Here is a 15,918-nt window from a genome sequence, read left to right as displayed (position 1 = left end):
GATCAGCCTCCCGGTAACGTATAACTCAGCACAAGCCCATGCATCAATTTTGACCAACCATCAATGGCAACAAACAAGAAGATCTTGAACGGGACAGATATAACAGTTGGTGAGACCATCGACATACCCATTGCCATCAAGATAGTTGTCACTATCAGATCTATAACAATAAAAGGCAGATAAAGTAGAAATCCTATCTCAAATCCGCGCTTCAATTCTGATAGCAAGAAAGATGGTACAAGTATTGCAAAGTCATCAGGCGTGGCTGCAGCGTGCATTTCCTCTGGCCAGACCTTTTCTGTCGAAGATAGGAAAAATCGCCGCTGCTCTTCATTTGTGAATTTCTTGAGATGCTCGCGCAAGGGCTCACTTCCGGCTTTAGCGGCGCTTACCCAGTCGTCGAATGTCTGATAGTGGAGCTTGGGATCCGACATGCGGTCATAGGTCTGCTCAGCAACGGGCGCACTAACGAACATAGTGAGGATCATCGCCGCGGCGTACAGCACCACATTGGGTGGTATGGTCTGGGTCCCGAGCGCATTGCGGACGAGGAAAAGAACAATTGATACCTTTACAAAGGCCGTTGTCGTGGCAACTGCTAAAACCAGCAGACCGAGTCCGGCGGTAACCGCAAGAAGCGCCAGGATTGTCGGCTGAGCTTCACTCATTGCATGCAAACCCGCCACGGAGCCTGATGCCCAGCTCTTCTCCGATGCGGACAATGTCGCCACGCCCGATACGCTGACCATTGGCCACTATGTCGACCGGGCCGTCGATCGGCCATCCAAGTTCAAAAATATGCCCTTCGCCGGCACTTCTTAATTCCCCAAGAGAAATAGGCCAGCGGCCGCATTCAAAGACAAGCACGATCTCGACATCGTCGAGATCCTTAGTAAGCTCCAGTTGCGATCCGGGTTGTGTCATATGCGCACTCTCCAAAGGACACGGTCGCGGGCGGAAAGGCCCCCGCAAGATTAATTCATCGCCGTCAAGATCCGCCTCGGCGCACAACTGGCCGACAGCTAGGGTGATCTGGCCGCGGCCGAACGGCGCAATATCGGGCAACAATGCATCACCGACACATGCGCTTCGAAGAAGCGCCGCAGGAAGGCGAAGCGTGCCGACCTCTCCTGCAACAATGAGCGGGAGCTCTGGAGGCAGCCCGCCCAGCTGCCGCGGCAACTGGGCAAGCAGTTCGCCTAGCGCGCGAAACGCAGGCGGTACTAAGCCGTCAAGTGGCGTGAACAGGAATAGACGGCCCTTGCCCTTGACCGCGCCGAAAATGATGTCGAGTTCAAGATGAGGAGCCAGCATCGTGGCTTCGCATACCCGCACGAGTTGCACGTTCAGACGCGTCGTCTCCTCCAGTCGAGTGACAAGCGGCTCCAGAGCGAGTTCGAGAATTAGCGAAGCAGTTGGCTCGGAAGGGAAGGCCAAGCCGTTCTGCACTGTCGTGATGAACTCCTCTACGAGCGGGCGCGACAGTGACAAGATGACCGTTTCGGCTCCCACTCTCCAGACGCAGTCAAGCATCGGAATGGCAGCAGGTTCCTGCTGCCAGACAAGCCCTGCCGTTCGCACCGATAGCGGCACCTCGTTGATCCGGCTTTGAAACGGCGTGCGCGGCGCTGCTGTATCATTGAGCCACGAGACAACCGTGTGGGACAGTTTCAGAACTGGTTCGAACATGGCGGGTGTGACCGCAGCGCCTATCAAAGACTGCACGGTCGTGTCATTCGGACGACCTCTTGCGACCGTCGGATCCGGTTGCGCGGCATTTAGGCAAGCGACCCCCTCGCATATTTCAGCAGTATCTCATCGTCGGCCTCGATCTCGGCTGCGGCCTCCGAATGAGTCTCGACGGCGCGCCGCACGTCGTCCTCGATTTGTTGCCATTTGTCCCTTGCCGCCGAACATATGACCCATAGCTCCCTCGTCCTGGACGCCGCCATCTCAGCCTCCTCTTGAGCGATTTGGGTATCATCAAGCATCTGCCGTCTGGAATTGATCTCAGCGGCAAGTTGTTCAGTGTGAAGGCGGTGACGGTCGAGCGCTGCGCTAGACAAGTTGTCGAGTGACATCAGATGCTGATAGAGCGCTGCTTCTTTTCTTGAACAATGTTGCTGTATCATTGCAAGCTCCCTAGAGGCATTTTGTACGGCTGAGGCGGCCACATCGCGCTGGGCTTCCTTCTTGGACAGCTCGCCAAGGGCACGACGCTCTTGCATTTCCTTCAGAAGCCGTATACTCGAAGACTGAATCCAGTTTACGCGGTCAGACGCGACATCCATGCGACCGTCTCCTCGAAATCTGACGCGTCATCTTCGCTCTGGCGCAGAAACTCCCTCAGTTCGTCGATTGACGCGACAGCCCGGTCAGTCAGGGGATCTCCACCTGGCTTGTATTCGCCAACATTGATCAAGAACTCGGTCTCGGCATAGCGCGACAGGAGCTCGCGGAAAATGGATGCTGCCTTGCGATGTGTCCCCGAAACGACTGCATCCATGACGCGGCTGCGACTCTGCAGCACATCAATAGCGGGGAAATGCGATCGCGCCGCAATAGCGCGTGAGAGGATGACATGGCCATCGAGAATACCACGCGATTCCTCGGCGATTGGATCACCCGTGCCATCACCCTCTACAAGCACCGTATAGAAGGCCGTGATTGAGCCCCGCTCACCCATGCCGGCGCGCTCGAGCAGGCCTGGCAGCATGCCAAAAACGGAAGGAGGAAAGCCCCGTCGCGTCGGCGGCTCACCCGCAGCAAGGCCTATTTCGCGCATAGCGCGGCAGAAGCGCGTCAGCGAATCCAGCATGAGAGCAACGCGTAGGCCTTGATCGCGGAAATATTCCGCGAGCGCAGTCGCCATTGGAGCGCATTGCGCACGCTCTACCGCCGAGCGGTCGGATGTTTCAACCACGACGACCGTACGGAGAAGGCCCTCTTCACCAAGATTCCTTTCGATGAATTCACGAACTTCCCGTCCACGTTCGCCTATGAGCGCCACTATGACGACGTCAGCGGCGGCACCCTTTACGATCTGTGACAACAGCGTCGACTTGCCACCACCTGGCTCGCCATAAATCCCGATCCGCTGGCCCTCGCCGCACGTTAGCAGACCATCGAGGACACGGACCCCAAGCGGGAATGGCCGCTCAATCATGCGCCTCGTCATCGGATTGGGGGCTCTGCCATGCAGGGGCCGAGTTTCGACGGTCTTGATTTCGCCTTTGCCGTCCAATGGGCGGCAACGACTGTCGATCACGCGACCGAGCAAATCGCCGCCGACGGGCACCTCACGCATTCGGCCAGTGGCCACGACCTCTGCGCGGCTGGATAGGCCCACCAAGTCCCCGATCGGTGTCAGCAATACACCATCACCCGACAGGCCGATCACCTCGGCCTCGAGCGACAGCCCGGTTCGCGGGTCCTCTAGGAGGCAAAGTTCCCCAATACGAGTGTCTGGCAAGACGGCATGAACCAGTGTGCCGATAGCCCGCGTGATCCGACCGCGCACCGCACGCGTGTCAATTCGCTTGGCCGCAGCCCTCAAAGACGAGATTGCTGGAACGAGAGCTCGAGTGTCGGCGTCAGCGTTATGTTCTGGGACGGGCTTTCTCATAGCTCGCCTTTCTCACAGAGCGTCCCGAAACCAAGGCGCAGCGCGCGCATCTGGGCGTCAAGTCCAAGGTCAACATTGCCGTACTCGCTCCACAGCACGCAGCGTTGCGGCGACAATGTCGGGTCGGGCTCGATCCGCACCCTTGGTCGACCATCCTGGCCGTCGCATCGAGCAAACTCTCGTGCAAGCATGTCGACTTGCATGGGAGAAACATGAAGGCAAACGTCGGCGCCGCTGTATTGACACTCTATGGCGTGACGAACAGCCCTCACCAATAGCTCGCCCGGATCGAAAGCGCCGATAAGATCGCTCAATATTTCCATCACGAGCTGCGGCAATTCCTGCTCCAGAGCCGCCTTTCGTCGCGCGATTTCGGAGATTGTCTCCGCAATCAACCCTGCCATCTCCTCGGTGCCTGCATTCGAGCCCTCCATGTGGCCGCGCGCCCACGCCCGCTGGTAAACCGCGCGTGCCCAGTTTCGAACGCGCTGCCGATGCCGTTCTGCCGCGGCAAGGGCTTGCGCGGCGCTGTGCCAGGTTTCGAGCTCGCTCGCGGGTATCAGTGGTCCGACTGGACGCATCTGCGGCGCTATTGGCCCCTCGGAAAGTTCGACTGTCATTTCACCGGGGTCTCTGTCTCAAAATGAGCTACTACAAGTGAAAGCAATTGGCCGGCGGCGGTCCAATGCTCAGGTGCTGGAGTCTCCGCGGCAGTCCCCTCGGGCAATCGAAGAAGCACGCGGTTACGCTCGGTCGCTGAACTGTCCTGGAGCCAAGCTCCAAGACATGCGTGTCCATCGTATTCGATTTGCTGAGCGAGTTTTTCTGGGTCCGAGATCAGTCTTTTGTCAACAGCATGCAGCAGGTGTCGGATTCCGAATGCGTGTGCATCCACGCCGATGCGTTTAACAAGGATGGCAAGCTCAGGCTGAGAGACAAACGCGACCAGCGAACGGGCATGCCAGATACTACCAGCAAGAAGGGCCGCTCGATATGGATCATGCCCGCGTAGAAGGTCCGGCCTGCAGCCGATGTGGTTCAGATCCACGTCATCGTTGCCCAGCAATTCTGCCAGCCTTGGATGCAGTCTGGAACACTTCTGCAACTTCACTAACGTTTCGGCCGATAACGCTGGATCAAGACGCGCCGCAAGACGGGTTGGATGGGCCGAAGCCGCAAGCTCGCTCGCGCCCGGAAAGTGCGGACCATCAGGTCGGGCGGTCTGTATAGGCATTGGCAATGAGATGTCACCCACGTCCAATTGCAGGCATTCTTTTGCGAATGGCCTCGACAGCAGAAGCATCCCGGCGCCCCTCGACCTTGGAAACGCCGGTTGATTGCTTGCGCCGACGCGTAACAACGCCGATCAAGAGATAACAGGCCACGGCGAATACGGCTGCGGCAAAACCTGTTACGGTCGCCAGAAGTGGCGCAGGAAGAGGTAGTGATGCTTGTGGCAAAACAGCAGTCGGATCGGGCCGTTGCTCGTGTGCGGACCGTTCTACCGGCACCAAAACCACTTCCACCTTATCGTAGGACAGGCCTTCGATGCTGTCGGCTACAAGCATCTTTATCTTTGGCAGCAGAGCCGCGACATTTGTTTTTGCGTCGTGCCTGATAAACACCGAGGCCGAGGATGGCGTGGCACCGGCTCGCACAAGGTCGTTATGCGGCAGCACGACGTGAACACGTACAGAAAAAACGCCATCGATATCGCTGATCGTCCGCGACAACTCTTCGCTCAGGGCATACACGTAACGGGCACGCTCTTCGGTCGGCGAGGCAATCAGGCCTGATCCTTGGAATATCTCACCGAGGTTCTTGAAGGATTGGCGCGGCAGCCCCTTGGCGTTCAGAAGGTTGATTGAGAAGGCGAGCAGCTTTTCGTCAACCTGGATCGTGCTGGTTCCATCCTTGGCGACCACCCGGATCGCGGCGACCCCGTTGTCTTCAAGAAGTGCGAGCATTTCATTTGCCTCACGCTCTTGCAATTGCGTGTAGAGGTCGGCTTTGCAAGCAGTGAGGGCGACGAGAACTGGCAGCATGACAAGCCTAACCGACCGCCACCCTGACAGGCCACGCATGATTTCGCCCTCGGCCAAGCCAATCATGCGCGCGGTTCAGCCTTCCTTCAAAAGTTTATTCACGGATGATGTGACGCCGCTGACGCCTTTGGAGATAAGCGCCACCTGGGTGACGCCGTTGTAAACATCCCGAAGACCAGCCATCATCGTTTCGAAGTCTTGCCCTTGTTGGGGAATGCCCGAGATTCCGGTTCCCGCCTCACCTGGAACGGGAAGCTTCTGCGCCGGTCCCGGTAGAGCGCCCTTCGAAAGGGCTATGTCATGGTCGAGCGCGGGGAAGGAAACAGTGTTGTGTGGATATAGGGAGGAAATCGTCTGCAACACGCGATCGCCCATGCCGCTCGTCGGCGCAGCCGCGCGCTGAACATCCATCGCCGCAGCAACTGGCGCCGCACTCGCTGGCCCCGCGGCGGCATCGTTTTTCAGCGAGTCGGCTGCATGCCCTAAGGCGCGCTCAAACTGGGCCTGCTCGACAATCGACGGTGATCCGACCCTGGGGAGGCCAGCCGTTAGAGTGGCAGAGATCGACGTGACAGGCATCATCATGTAAGGACTCGGTTGCTCTCTCTGACCGGGCGAGCCCCGCCCATTCATCACCCGGTGTCGGCGCAACACTCCTAGGGGGGCAAGCTGACAACAAGCTGACTAACGGCGGCGTCATTTCGACAATCTAAAATCTCTTCGGCAATTTAGTCACTTGTGATGATTTCAGCGTTTGGTTTATCAGTGCGACATGCCGAGAACGCTTATCCAACCCGTCACCCTGCATGTTTTGAGACTTCTTTGTGCCGGGTTTTTTCTGTCCACCGGGATTCACCCGGCGCATGCAGTCCCGCTGTCCCTTCCGGCCACACCCTATAGATACACGGTTCTGGATCAGGAGCTCGCTGCAGCGTTGCAGGAATTCGGCAACAACCTGAATATCAGGGTCAACATCAGTCCTGCGGTGAAGGGGCGAATTCGCGGACGTATGCCTGATTTGCCACCGCGCGCGTTCCTCGACCGCTTGACGAACCTTTACGGTCTACAATGGTACTATGACGGCCTTGTGCTCTATGTGTCTGCTGCACAAGAATCGCAAACTCGAATGCTTTTGATGACGTCGATTCGCTTCGATGCGTTCAAGGGGGCTCTCGACAAGCTTGATATCTCCGACGAGCGCTATGTGGTCAAACCCGTGCCAGGCAATGGCCTCGTCTTCGTTTCCGGTCCACCGCGCTTCGTCGCACTCGTGGAGCAGACCTTTAACGGCTTGGTGGCGCAGGCGCAGGCGCAGACTCACATAGCGGCAACGCCAAAGGAATCAGTGCTGATCTTGTTTCGCGGCTCCTCCACTACGGTCGTTCGCGACGGACGACCGGATGCTTCTTATTCTTCTGACATCCCACAACAGGATAGCGTTGGCGGGAAGCCTGAGCTGGGCAAGAAATGAACATTGAGGATTTCCCGCAGCTCTGAAGAACATGACTGCGGCTACCCCTTTGTGAACTCTTCGCAAACTCGTCAGTTTCTCGAAAGCTAATCCGCTCATGATGAGTCCCGGCAGCTCTCGCGGTGACTCCGGCCATTGTGTTGGACCGAACCTTGGAGCCGGCCCGGAACACAGCAATTGAAGGCAGGGCAGGCGCATTCGTGACCTGCCGACGCTTGGAATTGTCGAATTTTGTGAAACGCAAGGGATCTTCTGTCGGGGTCTCTTGTGGGGATTTCAACGTCACGTCTGAGGATGCATAATGTCGGCCAGTAATCTTTCAACTTTCTACCGCTCAAATTCGCTACAGTCCGCAAGGGGTTGGCCGGGCCTGAAAGTTTCCCATTTTGCGACCCAGCATCAGCAAAGTGCATCGTGCTTCGAAGCGATGCTGTCCACTTGTGTGCTGGCAGACAAGCCCGGCTCTTTCGCGCAAGGGGATCTGCCAGCGTCGAATCTTGATTCGACAATGGATAAATTGCGGCAGGACCCTTTGGGCCATCTGGCACCGGATGTCTTGACATTGAATGGCTTGGAGCAACACCCACTGGATCTGCTGCCGCCAAATATGAGGGCGGCTCTCAAGGAGGACCAATCGCAACGCTCCAAGGCGACTGAAGCCCAACATCTGCTCGGCGTCACTCCGAAGATCGAGCCGGCTCCCAGGCCGAGCCCCGGAATCACGTGGAACGGTGGGTCGCTGACCACGGCTGAGTTGCAGATTGTTGCGGTACTCAACCGTCACAAGGACCAATGCCCGCTTACTTGGAAGTCGTTGACCGACAAAGCCAATGATCCCTCTACGCCACCGGATCTGAAAGCGGCGATCCAGGGACTGCAGCAGGATTCGGGACTTTTTTATGCGATTGGCTCGCAGGGCGACGGCCGCTGTGGAGGCAAGATCAACGCCAAGGACTTGGCCGGATTTTCAAACCACCACCCACAAGTTGCTGCATTTCAGGAAGCCCAAGCGCGAAGCTACGAGCAGAACTACATACCATCCGACGGCAGCGGAGGTTTGCAGCCTTCGGTCATGACCTTGAGCGATGCCTTGCGGGAGTTTTACCGGTACTCCGAAAATCTGTCCAAGGACCTGAGTCTGGATGAGTTCAAGAAAATGGTCGGCGGCGAATCGAAAAACGGCAAATTTCCGCCCCAGGTCATTGCGGCGGCGCAATATTTCCTCGATCACCCCGATGCTTGGAACCAGTTGTGCGGTGGCTCGAAAGGGAAGATGCACAAAGAGGATTTCCTGCAAGTCGCCTCATCGTCGATGAGCCTCACGCAAACTGAGCTGAATACGGTCGAGATGATCAAGGACCATCAGGACACGTTCTTTGGAAGCGGTGTTCTGACTCGCGACAAACTGGCGAAAATGAAAGACGACAAGAGCCTTGATCCGAAAGTGCGGGAAGCAGCCTCTCAGCTCCTTTCAGATCCTCTTTTGTTTGGCCTCCTGAACAATTCGATCACGGGCTATAAGACCCATCATAAATTCTTCGACTTTGGCGGCGGGCATACGGTTGATTCCGGCAATATCAGCAAAAAAGACTTTGCCCATTTTTGCACAAACATGTCGTCTGCGAACCGCAACGTTCAGCAGCCAATCACCCACGGCGCCCAAACCGCAGAAGAGCAGAATGCCGTCGCGGACATGAAGATGGGCCTGATGGACCAGCCTGACATTAAGTCAGCCAAAAAGAACGGCGGGGCCGTCATGCACGTCGTCGACTCCGTGCTCAAAATCGAGACGAAAGTGCTCGACTTGGCGGCAACGGCGGTGGGACTGCTCAGCTTCATTCCGGGCCTCGGACAAGTAGCCGATCTTGCCTCGATGGTTCTCGAGGCTGAGTCGCAAGCAGCCAATCTCCTGCGTACGGCCATTAACGGAGGCGATATGAAGCGAGCGCTGGAGGAAGCTGGCCTCAATATGGCCGCGCAGGCGATCGGCCTTATCGCAGGCCCCGAGGTCAAGCTGGCCATTCGAAATGGGCTCGTAAAGCACCTGATGGAAGAGGCCTTGGCGGCAGGCATTGATCTTTCGGTCTCGACGGCGCAGGACTACGCAGAAGGCTATGTGAATAACCTCAAAGCGCGCCTTGCAGGCGGCCCTGAGCAAAGCCTAGGCCTTCCGAGCATGCCATCATTCCAGAGTGTGGCAAGCAATGTGCCCTTCGTCGGCATTGCCTTATCCTAGCCGTCGCCTTGCGCGGAAGCTTTGGCTCGCGCGCTGACATAAGGGTCATTGTGGCACAAGCAGGGGTTCATCCGCATCAACGCAAGCGGTGTTCCTGACGCCATCTGGATCGGACTGTGAGGGGGATGTCCGAAGTCTGTGAAGACTTCGGTATATGACGACTTCAGAGTTACGCTGAGCCCAGCCATCTCGAGCCGGTGCGCCGGGTCGAGGTTTTCACGGGCGCCGGCCGGTAGCGGGAATGGTCTCCGGAAGGCACGGCGCGGATGGTGGCGGAGCGGCGCAGCCGAAGGAACGGCTGTCGCGCGCCCAGGGCGGCCTCCCGAACAGCAGACGATGATCTCCTGCCTTGGGCCTATATCCTCGTGCCACGCTCAAGGCAGTCGGCTGAAAACAGCGCTGATTTAAAACAGCATTATCCTGCACTGCACCCTCGATCCTTGCGCTCACCGATCGCTCGTCGACACGCACGCGGTCAAGTCGTTATCGGCGCTATGCCGATGGGCTTCGAGAGCAAGGTGGACGCTGAGCGGTGCGTCAGCCTCAGGGCGCGGCTGGCCAGCTTTGGGTCTCACGCTCTATGACGGCAACACCCGGCTGATCCACTTGGCCTGTTCGCGGGCTCCCGGCAGCGGCGCGGAAGCCACGGTCCGCCTTCCTCGGCTTCAGGCCAAAGATACCGCAGCATGCTCCAGAGCTATGTCTGCCGCCTTCGCCCCATCGTCGCTGGTCATGTGGAAAGGACAAGCAGGCTACGCACCCTATAATCCCGTCGGGCAGGATTCGACAGTCGACGGCGAGACATTCGCCAAACCTCCCCCTTGATTCTCAGCAACGTTAAAAAAAATTCACATAATGTTCGTGAGTGTAGTCTCCTGTCAGGTGGTACATTAGCCCCAATATCTGGCGTCTTAGTCGTAGAAAGGACTGTGATCTATCTTCCATTAGCATCCATACCAGCGGATTTACAGCAAATGACGAGAGAGGTCTCATGCGGATTGATGGGGATAGAAGGGCTAGCGGCTTGCTGCATCCCGTCCGGGTTGATGCTAACCAATGTTGACACTGGTAAATCGCCTAAGGACGGCAGCGCATCTTGATCGCCTTCGAATCCTGGGCCTTTGCGCGCATGCGGATCTAACCGTCGGCGAGCTGGCCGATATTACCGGTCTGCCTCGCGAGCAGGTTCGACGCCACGTTCGGCGGCTGGTCAGAGCCAACTTTCTTTGCTGCAACGAACAACGTCCGCAGTCTTCGTACCATATGCAAGCAGGAGGCAAGGATGGCGAGCTGGCTCAATTGGTGGTCGATCTCCTGCCCCACGATGATGGCCATCATAAAAGAGACCTACAACGCCTGGAAGCAATACAAGACGCGCGGTTGAAGGGACCGCCTGCTTGATCGTGAAATAGATCAGTCCAAATGGAGCGCGACTACCATGGATAACTCCGCCGGCGGCGCCATCGCGCAGCCCGACACTTACGGGCGGCCTCACTTAGCCGCCGTCGACTCCCGCGTTCACGAACTGCTTCTAAGACAGGAGCGTCAGGAGCGGACAACTCTCAAACTGATCGCCTCCGAGAACTTTGCCTCCTCGGCGGTGTTGGAAGCGACCGGGTCGATTTTCACCAACAAGTATGCCGAGGGATACCCCGGTGCGCGCTACTACGCCGGAAACGAGATCGTCGATGAGCTTGAGACCCTCGCGATCGAGCGCCTGAAAGCGCTATTTGGCAGTGAACATGCCAACGTCCAGCCTTATTCAGGCTCGCCAGCCAACCAGGCTGTCTATCGCGCGCTTTTGAGCCCCCGTGACAAAGTCATGGGCTTGCCTTTACCCGAAGGCGGCCATCTGACTCACGGTTGGTCCGTCAATTTTTCCGGCAGCGATTATCAGCGCGTCCCGTACAGGCTGCACGAAAAGACACAGCAAATTGACTATGACCACTTGCGCGAGACCGCCAAGCGGGAACGCCCGAAGCTAATTTGGGTCGGCGGAACTGCTTATCCGCGTATTTTTGACTACGCGGCAATGGCCGAAATTGCTTCGGAGGTGAACTCGTATCTGGTGGCTGACATCGCCCACATCTGCGGCCTGGTTGTCGCAGGAGTGCATCCGAACCCCGTGTCCCATTGCGATGTGGTCACCAGCACCTCTCACAAGTCGATCCGCGGTCCCCGGGGTGGCTTCATTTTATCAAGGAATGAAGACCGTTATCAGCCCCTCCATCATCCGAAGAGCAAACACAATCTGGCCAAACGTATAGACCGCGCCGTGTTCCCTCTTCTGCAAGGCGGACCGCATATGAATACTATCGCCGCGCTTGCCGTCGCTTTGCAGGAAGCAGCGAACTCGTCCTTTCGTGTCTACGGTCAGCAGATCGTCCACAACGCCAAGGCTCTGGCCCAGGCACTTCTGGAGCGAGGTTATGAACTCGTCACCGGGGGCACTGACAATCACATGCTGATCCTTGATCTTCGGGACCGGTCGCTGTCAGGCAAAGCCTATGCGGAGCGCTTATCGCGTGCAGGCATCATTGCGAATTTCAATATGGTCCCGGGCGACCGGCGGCATCCGGCGCTGACAAGCGGCATCCGCTTAGGGACACCAGCGGTGACGTCCATGGGCATGCGCGAAACGGAGATGGTGCAGATCGCCGCTTTCATCGACTCGGTCTGCCGCCAGCCCGATGACCAGGAAGTTCATGCGAGCGTACGAAGAGACGTTGCCGACTTCTGCACTGCGTTCGATGTTCCCGGCATCCCCGACCGATAAGCCACCCCAATCCAGAAACTCCTCACTAACTCCAGCACTTGAAGCGAGGGCATTTTTATGACCAGGCAGTTCGTGTTCTCTTCCGAATCCGTCGGCGCGGGACACCCCGATAAGATGGCAGACAACATCTCCGATGCCATTCTCGATGCGGTCCTGCGCACCGATCCGAAGGCGCGCGTCGCCTGTGAAGTGTTGGTGAAGACGGGGATGGTCGTTGTGGCTGGCGAGATCACCAGCCATGCCCACATCGATTACAGCCAAGTCGCCCGCGATACGATACTCGATATTGGCTACGACGATGATGCGATTGGCTTTGATGGTCGACGTTGCGCCGTCGTTCTGGCCCTCACCGAGCAGTCGCCCGACATAAGCCAGGGCGTTGATGAAGGACGAGGGCAGGATCTCGGGCAAGGGGCAGGGGATCAGGGCATCATGTTTGGATTCGCATGCAACGAGACGGATACATTGATGCCCCTGCCGATCCAACTCGCTCACCATTTGACGAAAAGACAGGCCGAGGTCCGGAAAGCGGGACAGCTTGGCTGGCTGCGTCCGGACGTGAAATCTCAAGTGTCGGTACGCTACGAAGGGCTCCGCCCGGTGGCGCTGGATACCATAGTCCTGTCAACGCAGCATGACGAAGCGGTCTCACAAGCCACGGTCCGCGAAGGCGTCATTGAGGAGATCATAAAACCGGTCCTGCCGGCCCACCTGGATACTTCGGGGATCAGATTTCTGGTCAACCCAACAGGGCGGTTCGTGGTCGGTGGGCCTGCCGGCGACTGCGGCCTCACAGGACGGAAGATCATCGTCGATTCCTACGGTGGGACCGGGCGTCACGGCGGCGGTGCCTTTTCGGGCAAGGACCCATCCAAGGTTGACCGCTCGGCGGCCTATGCCGCCCGGTATGTCGCGAAGAACATCGTTGCCAGCGGCCTTGCGGAGGTCTGCGAGGTTCAGCTTGCCTACGCGATCGGCGTGGCCAGTCCGGTTTCTGTCATGGTCAATACCTTCGGAACCGCAAGGATCGAGGAAAAAAGGATCGAGCGCCTTGTTCTCGAGGTTTTCAATCTCCGACCGAAAGGCATCATCAAGATGCTTGATCTCTTACGGCCGATATACCGCAAGACGGCGACATACGGACACTTCGGGCGTGAAGAGCCTGAGTTCACTTGGGAGAAGACGGACAAAGCTGACGATTTGCTGCGTGAAGCCGGACCGGCAGCTGCGTGAGGGCGGCTGGATCAAGCGCATGCGGCAACCCATTTCAACTCGCGAGACCACGCCCGGCCGGCGTGGCAAGAAGCCGGCTCGGGTTTTGGCGGAGATTTTGATGCCGGATTATGACGTGCTTTGCATCGGCAATGCCATTGTCGACATCATCGCCCAGTGCGACGAGGAATTCCTCGAGACCAACGGCATCATCAAGGGCGCGATGAACCTCATCGACACACAGCGCGCCGAACTGCTCTACAGCCGCATGGGGCCGGCGATCGAGGCGTCCGGCGGCAGCGCCGGCAACACGGCGGCCGGCGTCGCCAGCTTCGGCGGCCGCGCGGCCTTCTTCGGCAAGGTCTCCAACGATGCGCTGGGCGAAATCTACGCCCACGACATCCATGCGCAGGGCGTCGCCTTCGGCACCACGCCGCTCAAGGGTGAGCCGCCGACGGCGCGCTCGATGATCTTCGTCACGCCCGACGGCGAGCGCTCGATGAACACCTATCTCGGCGCCTGCGTCGAGCTTGGCCCTGAGGATGTCGAAGCCGACAAGGCGTCCGGCGCCAAGGTCACCTATTTCGAAGGCTATCTGTGGGACCCGCCGCGCGCCAAGGAGGCAATCCGCCAGACGGCGAAGCTGGCGCACGCGGCAGGCCGAGAAGTGTCGATGACGCTGTCGGATTCGTTCTGCGTCGACCGCTACCGCGACGAATTCCTCGACCTGGTGCGCTCGGGCACGGTCGACATCGTCTTTGCCAACAGCCACGAGATCAAGTCGCTCTACCAGACATCGTCGTTCGACGAGGCGCTGGCCCAGATCCGCAAGGATTGCCGGATCGCCGCCGTCACCCGCTCGGAAAAAGGCTCGGTGATCGTGCGCGGCGACGAGACCGTGGTGATCAAGGCGACCGCCATCAAGGAACTGGTCGACACGACGGGCGCCGGCGATCTCTATGCCGCCGGCTTCCTGCATGGCTACACGCAAGGCCGCGACCTGCAGACTTGCGGCGACCTTGGCTCACTGGCAGCCGGATTGGTGATCCAGCAGATCGGCCCCAGGCCCCGTCAGAATTTGCGCCGCGAGGCTGAGCAGGCGGGGCTGACCATTCCGGACGTTCAAACGAGTTAGTGGCCTACCTTCCCGTTGTGCAGGCTATCTCGCCAGAAGCGCAATCACGGAATAGGGAAATCCTGATGTCGAACATGATGAAGGCGCTTGTGAAGGCCAAGGCCGAACCGGGCATCTGGATGGAAGAGGTGCCGGTGCCGGAAATCGGCCCCAACGACGTGCTGATCAAGATCAAGAAGACGGCGATCTGCGGCACCGACGTGCACATCTACAATTGGGACCAGTGGGCGCAGAAGACGGTGCCGGTGCCGATGGTGACGGGCCATGAATTCGTCGGCACCGTTGCCGATTTCGGCGCAGCGGTCACCGAATACAAGGTCGGCCAGCGTGTATCGGGCGAAGGCCACATCGTCTGCGGCCATTGCCGCAACTGTCGCGCCGGGCGAGGGCATCTGTGCCGCAACACGCTCGGCGTCGGCGTCAACCGTCCAGGCGCCTTCGGCGAGTATCTGGCGATCCCGCAGCACAATGTCGTGCCGATCCCCGACGATGTGCCCGATGAGATTGCCGCGATCTTCGATCCCTTGGGCAATGCCGTCCACACCGCATTGTCCTTCGATCTGGTCGGCGAGGACGTGCTGGTGACTGGCGCCGGGCCGATCGGCATCATGGGCGCGCTCGTCGCCCAATGCGTCGGCGCGCGCAAAGTGGTCATCACCGACATCAACCCGCTGCGGCTGGCGCTAGCCAAGAAACTCGGCGTCCAGCATGTCGTCGACGCCTCGAAGGAGAAGCTGCGCGACGTCATGCCGGTGCTCGGCATGACCGAGGGGTTCGACGTCGGCCTCGAAATGTCAGGCGCCACCCCCGCTTTCCGCGACATGATCGACACCATGAACAATGGCGGCAAGATCGCCATTCTGGGCATCGCGCCGACCGGCTTCGAGATCGACTGGAACAAGGTCATCTTCAAGATGCTGCATCTCAAAGGCATCTACGGCCGCGAGATGTTCGAAACCTGGTACAAGATGATCGCGCTTGTGCAGGGTCCGCTGGATGTCTCCGGCCTGATCACCCACCGCATCGGCATCGACGATTTTCAGATCGGTTTCGATGCGATGAAGAGCGGCAGTTCCGGCAAGGTGGTGATGGACTGGTAGGGATTGCCTTGGCCGCTATTCAGGAAAAGCTGACGACAGCACCTCTGGTCCGCCGGACATTTTCCAACTAGGGGAACATGGCTGGGTGGAGAGCTATGGCTCCGCTACGTGCGCTCGCTAATCATATACGGCGACGTATCGCGGCCCACCCGGTGACGGTCGATGGGGCAATTCGCTTCAGTCGATGACGGAAACCCGGTGAACCGATGCTGAGGCCCCGACGCGATCGTCTATTTCCTATGATCTGCGATTGAGGTCGAGGTGTTGCCGCTTTCAGCGGGTAAGATGCGATAGACGACTTCCGGTACCCTTCCGGTC

The 15,918-nt window shown here is 58.5% G+C and carries 15 protein-coding genes; 7 read left to right on the top strand and 8 right to left on the bottom strand.

Going from position 1 to position 15,918, the window contains the following annotated elements:
- Positions 1–2: 2 nt before the first annotated feature.
- The 8 genes from sctR to EN845_RS30630 all read right to left on the bottom strand — a co-directional run bounded on the left by sctR (position 3) and on the right by EN845_RS30630 (position 6,255).
- On the bottom strand, positions 3–668 hold the full coding sequence (gene sctR / locus EN845_RS30665) for a type III secretion system export apparatus subunit SctR (protein ID WP_029354851.1): 666 nt from the start codon (positions 666–668) through the stop codon (positions 3–5).
- Positions 661–1,689 carry a type III secretion system cytoplasmic ring protein SctQ gene (gene sctQ, locus EN845_RS30660; RefSeq protein WP_095769044.1) on the bottom strand — a complete coding sequence of 343 codons (1,029 nt, stop codon included), beginning with the start codon at positions 1,687–1,689 and terminating at the stop codon, positions 661–663. The genes sctR and sctQ overlap by 8 nt, the downstream gene beginning before the upstream one ends.
- Before the next feature lie 89 nt (positions 1,690–1,778).
- Positions 1,779–2,291, bottom strand: coding sequence for a hypothetical protein (locus EN845_RS30655; RefSeq protein WP_063169269.1), 513 nt, complete (start codon positions 2,289–2,291; stop codon positions 1,779–1,781).
- On the bottom strand, positions 2,267–3,625 hold the full coding sequence (gene sctN, locus EN845_RS30650) for a type III secretion system ATPase SctN (protein ID WP_024505372.1): 1,359 nt from the start codon (positions 3,623–3,625) through the stop codon (positions 2,267–2,269). The genes EN845_RS30655 and sctN overlap by 25 nt, the downstream gene beginning before the upstream one ends.
- On the bottom strand, positions 3,622–4,245 hold the full coding sequence (gene sctL / locus EN845_RS30645; protein WP_024505371.1) for a type III secretion system stator protein SctL: 624 nt from the start codon (positions 4,243–4,245) through the stop codon (positions 3,622–3,624). Before sctL ends, sctN begins: the two co-directional genes overlap by 4 nt.
- Entirely contained in the window at positions 4,242–4,928 is a 687-nt protein-coding gene (locus tag EN845_RS30640; RefSeq protein ID WP_281033888.1) for a nodulation protein NolU, read from the bottom strand. Before EN845_RS30640 ends, sctL begins: the two co-directional genes overlap by 4 nt.
- A complete protein-coding gene (sctJ, locus tag EN845_RS30635; RefSeq protein ID WP_272483026.1) occupies positions 4,873–5,709 on the bottom strand; it encodes a type III secretion inner membrane ring lipoprotein SctJ in 837 nt (278 codons plus the stop codon). Before sctJ ends, EN845_RS30640 begins: the two co-directional genes overlap by 56 nt.
- Positions 5,710–5,745: 36 nt before the next feature.
- Positions 5,746–6,255, bottom strand: a complete 510-nt coding sequence (locus tag EN845_RS30630) for a nodulation protein NolB (RefSeq protein WP_024505368.1) — start codon at positions 6,253–6,255, stop codon at positions 5,746–5,748.
- Between the two features lie 187 nt (positions 6,256–6,442).
- Here EN845_RS30630 and EN845_RS30625 point away from each other — a divergent pair, with 187 nt between their 5' ends.
- From EN845_RS30625 to tdh, 7 genes are all read left to right on the top strand, one after another.
- The gene (locus EN845_RS30625; protein WP_024505367.1) at positions 6,443–7,141 is read left to right on the top strand and encodes a secretin N-terminal domain-containing protein; all 699 of its coding nucleotides are present in this window, start codon (positions 6,443–6,445) and stop codon (positions 7,139–7,141) included.
- Between the two features lie 301 nt (positions 7,142–7,442).
- On the top strand, positions 7,443–9,377 hold the full coding sequence (locus tag EN845_RS30620) for an HrpF/NolX family T3SS translocon protein (RefSeq protein ID WP_024505366.1): 1,935 nt from the start codon (positions 7,443–7,445) through the stop codon (positions 9,375–9,377).
- Positions 9,378–10,433: 1,056 nt separating this feature from the next.
- Entirely contained in the window at positions 10,434–10,778 is a 345-nt protein-coding gene (locus EN845_RS30615) for a helix-turn-helix domain-containing protein (RefSeq protein WP_082826567.1), read from the top strand.
- 37 nt (positions 10,779–10,815) lie between these two features.
- Complete coding sequence (gene glyA / locus EN845_RS30610; RefSeq protein WP_063169266.1) at positions 10,816–12,153, top strand: serine hydroxymethyltransferase; 1,338 nt, start codon at positions 10,816–10,818, stop codon at positions 12,151–12,153.
- 57 nt (positions 12,154–12,210) lie between these two features.
- Positions 12,211–13,386 carry a methionine adenosyltransferase gene (gene metK, locus EN845_RS30605; protein ID WP_063169265.1) on the top strand — a complete coding sequence of 392 codons (1,176 nt, stop codon included), beginning with the start codon at positions 12,211–12,213 and terminating at the stop codon, positions 13,384–13,386.
- A gap of 100 nt (positions 13,387–13,486) precedes the next feature.
- Positions 13,487–14,500, top strand: coding sequence for an adenosine kinase (locus tag EN845_RS30600; RefSeq protein ID WP_063170366.1), 1,014 nt, complete (start codon positions 13,487–13,489; stop codon positions 14,498–14,500).
- A gap of 65 nt (positions 14,501–14,565) precedes the next feature.
- Positions 14,566–15,600, top strand: coding sequence for an L-threonine 3-dehydrogenase (tdh, locus tag EN845_RS30595; RefSeq protein ID WP_127309475.1), 1,035 nt, complete (start codon positions 14,566–14,568; stop codon positions 15,598–15,600).
- Positions 15,601–15,918 lie beyond the last annotated feature (318 nt).

The organism is Mesorhizobium sp. M8A.F.Ca.ET.202.01.1.1 (genome assembly GCF_004791595.1).
In the GTDB taxonomy this organism is placed as follows: domain Bacteria; phylum Pseudomonadota; class Alphaproteobacteria; order Rhizobiales; family Rhizobiaceae; genus Mesorhizobium.
This window is presented reverse-complemented; position numbering and strand designations above follow the sequence as displayed.